The 13,035-nt window shown below is 47.4% G+C and carries 11 protein-coding genes; 9 read left to right on the top strand and 2 right to left on the bottom strand.

What is annotated here, in order from left to right; genetic code table 11:
* The first annotated feature begins 20 nt into the window (after positions 1–20).
* Complete coding sequence (gene argH / locus AC1DE7_RS28210) at positions 21–1,424, top strand: argininosuccinate lyase (RefSeq protein WP_477535656.1); 1,404 nt, start codon at positions 21–23, stop codon at positions 1,422–1,424.
* A 208-nt stretch (positions 1,425–1,632) separates the two neighbouring features.
* On the opposite strand, the gene AC1DE7_RS28205 is transcribed toward argH, so the two are convergent.
* The gene (locus AC1DE7_RS28205) at positions 1,633–2,421 is read right to left on the bottom strand and encodes an alpha/beta hydrolase (protein ID WP_340937722.1); all 789 of its coding nucleotides are present in this window, start codon (positions 2,419–2,421) and stop codon (positions 1,633–1,635) included.
* Between the two features lie 274 nt (positions 2,422–2,695).
* Between AC1DE7_RS28205 and AC1DE7_RS28200 the strand changes: the two genes are divergently transcribed.
* The 4 genes from AC1DE7_RS28200 to AC1DE7_RS28185 all read left to right on the top strand — a co-directional run bounded on the left by AC1DE7_RS28200 (position 2,696) and on the right by AC1DE7_RS28185 (position 6,406).
* Positions 2,696–3,319 (top strand): YhbD family protein, encoded by a 624-nt coding sequence (locus tag AC1DE7_RS28200; RefSeq protein WP_477535649.1) that lies wholly within the window; start codon positions 2,696–2,698, stop codon positions 3,317–3,319.
* Between the two features lie 14 nt (positions 3,320–3,333).
* Positions 3,334–4,062 carry a polymer-forming cytoskeletal protein gene (locus tag AC1DE7_RS28195; protein WP_477535648.1) on the top strand — a complete coding sequence of 243 codons (729 nt, stop codon included), beginning with the start codon at positions 3,334–3,336 and terminating at the stop codon, positions 4,060–4,062.
* Between the two features lie 34 nt (positions 4,063–4,096).
* Positions 4,097–4,780 carry a hypothetical protein gene (locus AC1DE7_RS28190; RefSeq protein WP_339284407.1) on the top strand — a complete coding sequence of 228 codons (684 nt, stop codon included), beginning with the start codon at positions 4,097–4,099 and terminating at the stop codon, positions 4,778–4,780.
* 72 nt (positions 4,781–4,852) lie between these two features.
* Positions 4,853–6,406, top strand: coding sequence for an MDR family MFS transporter (locus AC1DE7_RS28185; protein WP_477535647.1), 1,554 nt, complete (start codon positions 4,853–4,855; stop codon positions 6,404–6,406).
* 214 nt (positions 6,407–6,620) lie between these two features.
* Here the strand turns inward: AC1DE7_RS28185 and AC1DE7_RS28180 are convergent, their stop codons facing one another.
* The gene (locus tag AC1DE7_RS28180) at positions 6,621–8,054 is read right to left on the bottom strand and encodes a VanW family protein (RefSeq protein ID WP_477535646.1); all 1,434 of its coding nucleotides are present in this window, start codon (positions 8,052–8,054) and stop codon (positions 6,621–6,623) included.
* Positions 8,055–8,308: 254 nt separating this feature from the next.
* Between AC1DE7_RS28180 and ftsE the strand changes: the two genes are divergently transcribed.
* The 4 genes from ftsE (at position 8,309) to AC1DE7_RS28160 (ending at position 12,978) form a co-directional block, all read left to right on the top strand.
* Positions 8,309–8,995, top strand: a complete 687-nt coding sequence (ftsE, locus tag AC1DE7_RS28175; protein ID WP_024631580.1) for a cell division ATP-binding protein FtsE — start codon at positions 8,309–8,311, stop codon at positions 8,993–8,995.
* Positions 8,985–9,902, top strand: coding sequence for a permease-like cell division protein FtsX (gene ftsX / locus AC1DE7_RS28170; protein WP_036612410.1), 918 nt, complete (start codon positions 8,985–8,987; stop codon positions 9,900–9,902). The genes ftsE and ftsX overlap by 11 nt, the downstream gene beginning before the upstream one ends.
* A gap of 187 nt (positions 9,903–10,089) precedes the next feature.
* Positions 10,090–11,370, top strand: a complete 1,281-nt coding sequence (locus AC1DE7_RS28165; RefSeq protein ID WP_076254090.1) for a murein hydrolase activator EnvC family protein — start codon at positions 10,090–10,092, stop codon at positions 11,368–11,370.
* Between the two features lie 135 nt (positions 11,371–11,505).
* Positions 11,506–12,978 (top strand): S41 family peptidase, encoded by a 1,473-nt coding sequence (locus AC1DE7_RS28160; protein ID WP_036612405.1) that lies wholly within the window; start codon positions 11,506–11,508, stop codon positions 12,976–12,978.
* Positions 12,979–13,035: the final 57 nt, after the last annotated feature.

Here is a 13,035-nt window from a genome sequence, read left to right as displayed (position 1 = left end):
GCGAAAGGGGAGTACTCACCGTGAGCAAGCTGTGGGGAGGACGTTTTACAAAACAAACCAATCATTTGGTTGAGGAATATACGGCATCGATCAATTTTGACAAGGCTTTGGCTGAGGAAGATATTCAGGGCAGTCTGGCCCATGTAACGATGCTGGGCAAATGCGGCATTCTGCTAGCGGAAGATGTAGAGACGATCAAAGAAGGATTGATGACTGTTCTGCACAAAATCCGTGCGGGCGAAGTGGAATTCTCCGTATCGGACGAAGACATCCACATGAATATTGAGAAAAACCTGATCGAGACGATTGGCCCTGTAGGCGGAAAATTACATACAGGCCGTAGCCGGAACGATCAAGTTGCAACGGATATGCACTTGTACCTGCGTGAGCGCGTCGTTGGATTTGTAGGCATGCTGCATTCCTTGCAGGAAGCACTGATTGGACAAGCGAAAGATAACCTCGATACCATCGTACCAGGTTATACGCATCTTCAACGGGCACAGCCAATTCTGTTTGCACATCACCTGATGGCGTATGTCTCCATGTTCCAACGGGATGCAGAGCGTCTGATGGACAGCTACAAACGCATTAACATCCTGCCACTGGGCGCAGGTGCGCTCGCGGGCACAACATTCCCGATTGACCGTCATTTTGTCGCGGAACAACTGGGCTTTGATGGGGTTTACGAGAACAGTCTGGACGCAGTAAGCGACCGTGACTTTATCGTTGAGTTCCTGGCGGCAGCTTCGCTGATCATGACTCACTTGTCCCGTCTGAGTGAAGAGCTGGTACTGTGGAGCAGCACAGAGTTTGGATTCGTTGAACTGGACGATGCGTTCTGCACAGGCAGCAGCATTATGCCTCAGAAGAAAAACCCGGACGTTCCTGAACTCGTGCGTGGTAAAACAGGACGTGTGTACGGCAACCTGATCGGTTTGCTGACGGTACTGAAATCTCTTCCACTGGCATACAACAAAGACATGCAGGAAGACAAAGAAGGTATGTTTGACACAGTAGCGACGCTGGAGGGTGCGCTGCAACTGTTTGCTCCAATGATCGCGACAATGACAGTGAACAAGGATCGAATGCGTCAAGCGGTCAACCAGGATTTCTCCAATGCTACGGATATTGCCGACTTCCTCGTAGGCGAAGGTTTGCCTTTCCGTCAGGCGCATGAAGTGATTGGTAAAACGGTACTGTACTGCATCCAGAACAGCAAGTATTTGCTGGATCTGACGATTGATGAATTCCGTCAGTTCTCACCACTGTTTGATGACCGGATCTATGATGTGCTGCAACCGGAAGCGGTAGTGAACGCTCGTAATGTTTACGGCGGAACTGCTTCGGGTCAAGTTGCTGAAGCCATCGGGCGCAGTGAGAAGGTACTGGAGATCACCGAGCAATGGATTACGAACCGCGGTTAATACCACCGCTACTATAAGGTAAACTTACAGATACAACAGTACAACACAAAGAAGCAGGCCAGAGAACTTTGTTCTCAACGGCCTGCTTCTTTGTGTTGTACAGCGATGTGCTCTAGATATATTGAACTCAACCGCGAACGGAAGGTAGGTTGTTCTACTATCGGAGTACCAGTTTAGTTACTCCTGGTAGCTCCATTGCAATTCTCCACTAATCGCGCTTTTGTAAAGGCAACCATTTCAATACATCCTGAATCTTGGCATCCCAGTAGCCCCACTCATGTTCACCAGGCCCTTCATCGTATGTCAATTCGAAGTTCGTCTGTTCACAGGCTTGACGGAAGGTTTGATTATCCTCATACAGGAAATCTTCCGTTCCGCAGCATTGGTAGAGCAAAGGTCGAGGACTTTCGCTAGATTGATTTTCTTTTAACAGATGGATCAGATCATTCTCGGTGCCTGCCACCTCTGGTCCGAAAATACGTTGTAACTCCGTCTGTTGCAATGCTGAGGATGCGTTTCTATCCATATGTGCAGACATATCGAGTGCTCCAGACAAACTGGCAGCTGCAGCATATTGATCTGGTTTACGAAGGGCCAGCTTGAACGCCCCATAGCCACCCATGGATAATCCGGCAACGAAATTGTCCTCCCGTTGGTCTGAGAGCGGGAAGAAAGAACGAGCAAGTGCCGGGAGTTCTTCACTGATAAAGCTCCAATAACGTCCGCCTTCTACCATATCTGTATAGAAGCTGCGGTGAACCTGTGGCATAACAACGGCGATCCCGAGGTTGGCCACATAACGTTCGATGGAAGTCCGGCGCAGCCAGATGGAATCATCATCAGACAGACCGTGCAGCAGGTACAGGGTTGGGTGTAGTCCTTTGCCGGTCACATTCTCCATGCCGATCTGATTGTGGGTTTGTTGCGGCAGAATGACATGCATGCTGGTGCTAAGCCCGAGCGTATCCGAGTAAAAATCACATTTAATAAGTGCCATGAGTATAAGAAACCCCTTTCATAAGTTCGTTAACCACGTGTTCTGACATGAGACGATGGGATGGAAATCGGATGCCTAGGCCTCCAAAGTGTTTATATGTAACAGGTTATACGCATTACTCTTTCATTGCAATAACAAGATCTACAGTAGAAAACAAAGAATTTCACACCAATGGTTAAAATGGGAGTATGTAATCTGATCATCGATTTTTCAATCTGGTTTACAACGTAACAATGTTATGTTACACTCGTTTCAATAAAAAGGGGGACCATATATGACAGATGATTTGATCTCCAAGAAAGAATTGTTGGACCTGACAGGAATCTCATACGGCCAGTTATACCGCTGGAAGCGGAAAAATCTCATTCCGGAAGAATGGTTCATTCGGAAGTCGTCCTATACCGGACAAGAGACTTTTTTTCCCAAACAACAGATTTTACTGCGCATTGACAAGATTCTCAATATGAAAGACGGATTATCGCTGGATGAGCTGGCAGACGTGTTCTCACCTACGTTGGGTGAAGTAGAGATGTCTGCACAGCAACTATTAGAGCGAAACATTGTTTCACAAATCTCGCTGGATCTGTTAAAAGAAGCAGGTCGAGAACAACCGCTGTATGCTTTGGAGCAGATTATGATGCTCTACGTCCTTGATAAGCTGTTAATGAGCGGAGATATTACTCGGCAAGAGGGTGCGTTGCTGATCGAAGTGATGTCCGAACATTATTATCGTTTTACAGGCAAACCCAGCGAACTCGTGCTTATTCGTAAGATGGGTGTTCCTTCATTCATGATGGTAACAGCAGGAACGGAGTTTTATTTTGACAATGGTGTGAAAGTGGTTCTTAGGCAGCCGATGGGAACATTTATGGAAGAATTAAAACTCAAATTGGGATAAGGAGAGGATCATCTATGGAAGAGCGGAATAAGCGGAATGATCTGAATGTGGCGGGCATAAGTCAAACGGCAGGCGGGAATTTTCACCGTGTATCTATTGATGGCATGGCTAAGGTGAACGGCAACCTGGACTGCACCTCTATGGAAGTGAATGGGACATTGAAGATGCACGGCGCTTTGACCTCCGAGAGTGCAACGATTAACGGCATGTGCACGTTGAATGGACCTCTGACCAGTTCTCGTGTTCGGGTGGATGGTTTGACGACGATTAACGGAGATCTCCATAGCCCTGAGCTTGAAGTGAACGGAAAGTGTACCGTACGTGGAAGAGTGGATGGGGAACGAATTGATATTGGCGGTGTGATCGATATTGAAGGGGATGTCCAATGTGAGTCCCTGAATGTACGGGGCAATATTAAGATCAGCGGTTTACTGAATGCGGGAACAGTGGAGATCAGGCTGCATACATCTTCTTCGGCCAAAGAGATTGGCGGAGAGCGTATCGATATTCGCCGCAAGGAACAACAGAATGGCTTTTGGAAAAGTATTGGTCTGGGCGGGACCCCTTCATTTAAGACATCCTTAATTGAGGGTGATGAGATTGTGCTGGAAGATACTGAAGCTGACATTGTTCGGGGGAGTAACATTCTTATCGGTCGCGGCTGTAACATCAGACTGGTTGAGTATTCAGGTGAACTTGAGGTAGATCAGGATGCCAAGGTGGGCAGCAGTCAGCGAATTTAAAGTTTGGATATGGAGAGAAAGGGATGGGATCGACATGAATAACAATCCTGGGCGTTCATTGGACAAAAAAATGGATATCAGCATCGTTGGTGATGGCAGTTCTTCTGGTGGCGTGTACGGCAAGATCAAGGTCGTAGGGGACGCGTCCTTTAACGACAATCTATCTTGTGATCGATTCAAATGTACGGGTACATCGGTCATATACGGATCGCTTGAATCCACAGAGATTAAAATTACCGGAACCCTTACTCTGACAGAGCGAGAGGCCAGCAACGATGTTGAGGATGGAATCCAGGCATCTGGCCTGCGTGCCAAAGCTGAGCATATAAAAGTGGTCGGTGAACTTCATCTGTCAGGGGATTGTCAGGCGGAAAATATCAAGCTGAACGGCCGTTTGACGATAGCTGGGATGCTCAGCGCTGAACACATGACGCTCAAAATCATGGGTCCATCCGAGGTCAAGGAAATGGGCGGTTCCATCATCTCGGTGAAGAGTGGCCGGTTGAATGACTTGTTTACGGGGAATAAATCAATTCTCAAGGCACAGATTATCGAAGGTGATGACATTGAATTAGAGAATACGGAAGCCGAGATTGTCCGTGGCGATAAAATAAAAATCGGTCCTGGCTGCCGGATTGGTACAGTGGAATATCGTTCATCTCTGCAAATTCATCCGCAATCGGAAGTTTTGCTGCAAAGCAATCGGTCCTTGGACTGATTAACACAGACTTCTTTTCGGATATACTAATGCAGTCATATGAATAGAGCGTGAATGGAGAGATTGAGTACAATGGTTGCACGTAAAAACAGTATTGGATTGGTGCTGGCAGGGTTACTGCTCAGCATATTAATGGCTTCGATGGATAATACCATCGTGGCAACAGCTATGGGGGATATTGTCGGGAAGCTGGGTGGGCTCGACAAGTTCGTCTGGGTTACCTCCGCGTACATGGTGGCTGAGATGGCAGGGATGCCGATCTTCGGTAAGTTATCCGATATGTATGGACGGAAGAAGTTTTTTGTATTTGGTATCATTGTGTTTATGCTTGGCTCAGCGCTGTGCGGAACGGCAACGTCTATTGTGGAATTGACGATGTACAGAGCGATTCAAGGTATTGGTGCGGGGGCCCTGGTGCCGATTGCCTTTACGATCATGTTTGATGTCGTTGCACCAGAATCTCGTGGTAAATTGGGTGGATTGTTTGGAGCCGTCTTTGGTCTCTCCAGCGTATTCGGACCTCTGCTCGGTGCTTACATTACCCAGTATGCGACATGGGAATGGGTATTCTATATCAACCTGCCGCTAGGCTTGATTGCATTTGTGTTTATTGCGTTCTTTTATAAAGAATCCCATCAGCATCAATCCCAACAGATCGACTGGCTGGGTGCTGTAACGCTGATCGGTGCTGTTGTGTGCCTGATCTTTGGTCTGGAACTGGGCGGCAAAACATTTGCCTGGGGTTCGTGGCAGATTCTTGGCTTGTTTGCCGGATTTGTAGCATTAGCCCTGCTCTTCCTTTTTGCAGAAACAAAAGCCAAAGAACCAATCATCTCCTTCAACATGTTCCGCAACCGGGTCTACTGGTCCAGTAACGTTATTGGTATGTTCAGTGGTGCGGCGTTCATTACAGCATCCGTGTACATTCCGATCTTCATACAGGGGGTACTCGGTGGTAAAGCGACCAACTCCGGTCTTGTGCTGCTGCCCATGATGCTTGGGTCTGTTGTGACGGCGTCCCTGGGCGGGGTGCTGATGACCAAAATCAAGTATCGTAATATTATGATTCCTACGTTAGCCTTGCTTGTCATTGGGCTTGGATTGCTGACTACGTTGGATGAGAATTCATCCCTTTGGACGATACGTATCTACATGGTGATGGTTGGTCTGGGTGTCGGTGCGTCGTTCTCTGTACTTAGCAATGCAGCCATGAACGCGTTTGAACCGCAAAGACGCGGAGCCGCAAGCTCCACACTTAACTTTTTGCGGTCCCTCGGTATGACGATGGGCATTACGATCTTTGGTATCGTACAGAGCCAGGTATTTACGCGTAAAATGAACGATGCTCTCGCTGGTTCAGCTGCGGAAGCAGGTGGTGCTTCAGCGGGTGGCGTGCCGCAGGGAGTGGACCTGACCGATCCGCATGCGTTACTCTCACCAGAACTCAGACAGGCGATTCCGCCTCAGGTGCTGGATACCATCACACATGCCTTGTCTTCTTCCATCGTGCAGTTATTTGCCTGGGCTGTGATTCCGGCTGCACTCGCGTTGGTCGCTTCCTTCTTCATGGGAAGAGAGAAGATGGTTGTAGGCGAAGAGCAAGGCGAATACACCGGCGGTCACTAAACCGTAATGCAGTAAACTAACTATAAGTTAAAGGTAGTAAAGCTGATCGTAGCTTGGTAAAACTCGAATAACATATCTTAAACCATAAAAAGACACACTTCTCGCGTATCCTTAAAAGGGACGGGAAGTGTGTCTTTTTGTTTTCGTAGGATCAGTTTATCCTAGAATGCATGAATTACGGATTGAACTCTTTTGGCTGCTTCAGAAAAGGTGCCTAAGGCTGTTTCGTATCGCTAATCCCGTCCTCGACCACAGAAGGCCCTTGCGGGTCAGGTAGGCTACTATGACCGGAGCGGGCAATTAGACGATTCTGAGCTTTGTACGTGTCCCTTGTAATCGTTTTGGATTCGACCACTTTGCCGTCCAGCCTCTTGGTTCTTACCGTCTCCACAATATATCCAGGCTGTCCGTCTTGCAGCACCTGCTGTGCACCATCAGGCAGTACAGTACTGGAAACATACTTTACCGGAACACTTAATGTTTCAATGGTGCGAGATTCAAGTGCATAGCTGACATTCTCCGGGAAGGTGCCGAAAAATTTCACCATCAATTGATGGTTCTTCACCTCTGCATGAATGAGTAAGGATTTTCCAGTATTATTCTTGAAGCGAAAATTGATGGCTCCCGAGGCAAAGGTGGCATCCAGTCCTTTGGGCAAATATTTGACCGGCAGGGAATGGTTGCGACGCTCAATAATATCAAGACCCGTCAATAGCGCTGCGTTATACACCGTACTGGATACCTGACAGATTCCCCCGCCAATTCCGGGGGTTAGTCTGCCATTAACAATGACCGGGGCCTCACGAAACCCATACTCCTTTTCAGCTTGACGGACGACCTTCTCATAATCGAATGTGGCATCTGGTGGCAAAATCATGCCGTTAATCGCTTCCGCTGCTGCGCTGACATTATGTATCCGGCCTTCACTACTATTGCCCAGACCCGTGGAGAACTGGATGATCTTTCGGTCAATGCCTTCCTGGCGCAGCGAATCAAGAGTTACTTCAGGTTTCAGCGTATACAGTGGTATCTGGATCAACAATGGGGCGGTTTTTTCATCCGGGTTCAGTACACTGAAATCTCGGTGCAACTTCGTCTGAATGAGACCTGTGAGTGTATCCCAATCAATGCGGCGGACGCCCTTTTCCGGGATATACTGGACTTTGTCACTTGTGGTAATGCGGCGAACAGCGTCCGCAGGTGTACCGAAGGTTTCTTTTTCCCAGGCAGGGCTGAGATGTTCTTGGAGTGGTCTTGAGTTATAGGTCATATCGAGAGAGAACTCTTTCGGAAAATGATAACGTGCATAAGCGCGTTCCCACAGGTTACCTTCCTCCAGCTGCTGTATTGCGGACTCCAAGCTGTTAACGTTGTAACTCACCCCCACCTGAGCTGCGGTATACGACATCGTCTGGGGGTTGGGTTCAGTCACTTCAAAGGTTACAGGCCAGTCCTCCAGCTTTTGGATCTGTTCATCCAATTCATGCAATACGTCCTTGCGATTCTTCCCCTCTACCAGCATGCCGCCAACATGAACGTTTTTGGGCAGGGCGGGCTGATTCACGTACATATACAACAATCCATAGGACGCGGAGCCGATCAAGAGGATGGAGAATAGAACAATGACCGTCAAATGTATTTTTTTCATAACCGTACGCTCCTTTATACTTCGGTTGTTCCCGACTTTGTAACACTTTCTATATATATGATCCAATGCAGGAAAACTTTCGGGTACTCAATAGGTAACAAATTTGTTACAATAAACTTCATATGCATCCATGCTTCACCATTGAAACAGGAACGAAGTGGATTTTTCCCTGATGAAATTCAGGTCTTTTTAAAGGAAATGCCGGGATTGTGTCGAAATGATAATGGCTAACTATGCGAGCAGGAAGTGATGATGTGATAGAAATGCAGGACGTGTGGAAGACCTACGCCAATGGGACCCACGCATTACAAGGGGTGTCGGTGAAGATCGACCGCAATGAATTTGTTTATATCGTCGGTCCGTCCGGAGCAGGTAAATCGACATTTATGAAATTGATGTACAGAGAAGAAGTTCCGACCAAAGGACAAATATCCATTAACGGATTTAATATTGGTAAGTTGAAGCCAAGAAAGATTCCTTATGTGCGTCGTAACATCGGCGTTGTGTTCCAGGATTTTCGTCTGCTGCCACGGATGACAGCATTTGAGAATGTGGCATTTGCCATGGAAGTTATTGAAGCACCGAAGCGTCATATCAAAAAACGAGTGATGGAAGTGCTCGACTTGGTGGGACTGCGGAGCAAGGCAAATCGCGAACCTTCACAGCTCTCAGGTGGAGAACAGCAACGTATTGCCATTGCACGGGCTATCGTCAATAACCCATCGGTTATTATCGCGGATGAGCCTACAGGTAACCTCGATCCGGAGACGTCGTGGGGCATTATGCAACTGCTGGATGAGATCAATTTCCGGGGAACAACCATTGTTATGGCAACCCACAACAAAGATATCGTGAATACGATGCGTAAGCGGGTAATTGCGATTGAACGTGGACAGATTGTACGGGATCAGATGAGAGGGGAATACGGTTATGAATTTTAGTACTCTCTTGCGCCATCTGCGGGAGGGATTCAAAAACGTATTCCGCAACGGCTGGATGTCTGTGGCCTCCATCATGTCCATCATTGTGTCGCTATTGATTCTTGGTGTGTTTATGCTACTGGTCCTCAATGTGAACTCCATGGCGAATCAAGTTGATAGCCAGGTGGAGATCAGCACATTCCTCGAACTGAATGTGGACGAGAACCTGCGTAACACACTGGAGCAAGAAATCAGCGCGATGCCTGAAGTAAGTGAGATTCGTTTTGTTTCCAAGGAAGAAGGACTCAAGGAGTTCCGTGAGCGTCTTGGAGAGAGCGCAGATAACGTGCTTAGCGGTTTCGATGTGGACAACAACCCACTGCCGGAGACCATTGAAGTTGAGGTCATTGAACCGGAAACCGTCACTTTTGTGGCGCAAAAAATCGAAGCTTTGAACGAAAAACACCCGGAGAAGCCGATCATGAAAGTGAACTACGGCAAGGAAACGGTGGAAGTGTTGTTCAAATTTACGAAGCTTGTTCGTAACATCGGATTTATTTTTGTCGGGGGACTGGGTCTCATGTCCATGTTCCTGATCTCGAATACGATTCGCGTAACGATTCTGGCACGTCGCCGGGAGATCGGAATTATGAAGCTGGTTGGTGCAACCAATACCTTTATTCGCTGGCCTTTCTTTATTGAAGGTGCACTCATTGGATTTATTGGCTCGGTCATTACGGTTGGTGTGCTGTTTGTTGGATACAGCCAGTTGATGAAGACGATTGGTCAGGATGTCTTCATGCAGATGCTTAACTTGATTCCGCTCGGCGAAATCTGGGGGCTGTTTGGAACACTGTTGATCGGACTTGGTGTGCTGGTAGGTATTTTGGGAAGTACACTGTCCATTCGGAAATCACTCAACGTTTAATTTTGTTTTCAACGATCGAATTGCAGAATATGTCGAAAAGAATGGTAAAGCAGGTTCATTAATGGACGCTGTTTGACGATATGTAGGAAAGACGGAGTCTTTTAAGATTGAAGAAAGCAAAGAACATGCTGTTCACCACCTGTGCAGGTTGCTTTCTTGTGAAATCATAGGATGGGGGATCATCATTTTGAAAAAAACCGCTTCGCTGCTGGCCTTTACGTTATTGGCCAGTTTGACGCTTCAACCTTCTGACGGATATGCCAAGAGTAGCATCAGCGATATTGACCAACAGATTCAGCAACTGGAGAGCAAGGCGGCTTCTGCCAAGCAGGAGCAAAAAAAAGCGGCTTCCAACAAAAAGGAAGCACAGCATTACAAGAACAAAACCAACGCTTATCTGAAGGTTGTTATGGAACAGATCAATGTCGTTAGTGATGAACTGGCGAGTGTATCCTTGCAGATCGAGAACACGGAGGAAGATCTTCGTACAACGAAAAAAGATCTGCAAGCGGCAGAAGAACGCATTGTTGCAAGGGAAAAATTGTTGGAGTCACGCGTACGCCTGATGTATACGGACGGTGCTGTATCCTATCTGGATGTATTGTTGTCCTCTACTAGCTTCACTGACTTCCTGACCCGTGCGGATTCACTCAAAACGATTGTGGATCAGGATCAGCATCTGCTGGATGAGCACAAAGCGGACAAGCAACTTGTCGTGGACAAAAAGGCAGAATTGGATGTGCAATATGCGGAAGCCAAGAGCCTGTATGCACAGAAGAAACAGCGTAAGTCCCAATTGAATGAAAAAGAAGCGGAAAAGCAAGTGCTTCTCGCTTCATATGATGCTAAAATTGAAGAGTCAGAAGAGCTGACACAAGAGCAGGAAGATGTATTAATGCAGATTGCCAGCAAACGTTCGGCACTTCTTCAAGAGAAAAATAAATTGCGTGAACAGCAGGCAGCCGCCGCAGCCAAAGCAAAAGCCGCAGCAGCGGCTCGGGCGAAAGCTGCAGCCAAGGCGCCTACTAGAGTGAGTTCGGATAGCAGCAGTGAGGTTACGTATTCATCCGGGAATGGTATCTTCTCCAGACCGGTATCTGGAGGACGTATTTCTTCTGGATTCGGTCCCCGTACCCATCCGATTACGGGTGTAGTGGGTAAAATGCATGCCGGTGTCGATTTTGCTGTCCCTCAGGGAACTTCGGTTCACGCTGCTTCTGGCGGAATCGTGATCATGGCTGAATGGTATAGCGGTTATGGTTATACGGTTATTGTGGACCACGGCGGTGGACTATGGACGTTATATGGTCACTTGCGCGAAGGTGGATTCAAAGTCAGCAAGGGAGACACAGTAAGCAGAGGGGATACCATTGCGGAGTCAGGAAATACAGGGAACTCTACTGGACCTCACTTGCATTTTGAAGTGAGAGACAACGGTACTGCTGTAAATCCGATGAACTATTTGTAATTATTGCTCCATCGTTCGAATGGAAAAAACATATTCCGTACAAGCTAGACATATACTAAGCTGGCATGTTCAGGGAATGGATTCTGGCAACAATGGAATCGGACACGCTTCAAAACTAAAGGCGGTGACAAACGGATGATGAAGAAAAGATCGGCGCTACTGCTTGTCATTGTGGGTCTCCTTGGCGGTAGTTTACTAACCCTGGTATTAATGACGTATCCGGGAATAGCGAGCCAGGCCACACCGGGCGAAGGTTTGCTGGCCAGTGTAACCGGTAATACACAGCAGAAGAACGATTTGAAGAAGATTGAAACCGCGATGGATTTGATCTCAAGCAACTATTATAAAGATGTGGATCAGACCAAATTGATTGACGGTGCGATCAACGGCATGATGGAATCACTTGGTGATCCGTACTCCAACTATATGGGGCAGGAAACGGCTGCGCAGTTTGAAGAGTCGATCGAAGGTTCCTTTACCGGTATTGGCGCAGAGGTATCCTCACAGGATGGAAACGTTGTTGTTGTTTCCCCTATCAAAGGATCCCCTGCCGAGAAAGCAGGTATTCGTGCAAAAGACATGATTATGTCGGTCAACGGTGAATCCCTGCAAGGTTTGGAACTGAACAAGGCTGTTAACAAAATCAGGGGTCCCAAGGGCAGTGAAGCGAAAGTACAAGTTAAACGTGCTGGATCTTCAGAACTGATTGAATTTGTCATTGTACGGGACGACATTGATCTGGAGACCGTATATGCTCACATGGAGGATGGCGGAATTGGCGTTATTGCCATTACCCAATTCTCTCTCAATACAGGCGATCGCTTTAAGGAAGAATTGGCGAAGCTTGAGAAGCAGAACATGAAAGGTCTGGTCATCGACGTACGGAATGACCCAGGCGGTGTATTGCAAGTTGTTATTGATATTGCTGAACAGTTTGTTCCCAAAGGCAAGGTTATTGTGCAGGTTGAAGACAAGAACGGCAAAAAGGAACAAAGCAAGTCCAATGGATCAGCCAAAGCTTACCCAGTCACAGTCCTGATGAACAAAGGCAGTGCGAGTGCGTCGGAGATTTTGGCCGGTGCATTACAACAGTCAGCAGGTGCTAAGTTGATTGGTGAAAACTCCTTTGGTAAAGGAACCGTCCAGACGAGTTATGACAAGCAGATGGGTGATGGCAGCTTGCTGAAGATCACTATTGCCAAGTGGCTCACTCCGAACGGAGACTGGATTCATGAAAAAGGAATCAAACCGGATATTGCGGTAGACCAGCCGGATTATTTCTCGGTGGCACCGATTAACAAAGAGAAGTTACCACTGAAATATGACAGCAATAGCTCGGATGTGAAAAGTGCGCAGACGATGCTGAGAGGACTCGATTTCAAACCGGATCGTGTGGATGGATACTACGACCAGAAGACGGAAGAAGCGGTCAAGGCATTCCAGAAGCAAAAAGGCATTCAGGCTACAGGCCAGATTGACGAGAAAACCGCTGAATCACTGGAAGCGGCTCTGATTGAACGTATTGCCAATCCTCAATATGATGCACAGCTGAAACGCGCGATCGAAAATGTCTCAAAGGATATTTCGTCCGCTGTGTCGAAGCCATAAAGAAGGCTGATTTTCAGCCTTCTTTTTTTCTGAACCGGCTGAAAGAGAGGGGTGACC

It is taken from the genome of Paenibacillus sp. 10L310 (assembly GCF_056395745.1).
This window is presented reverse-complemented; position numbering and strand designations above follow the sequence as displayed.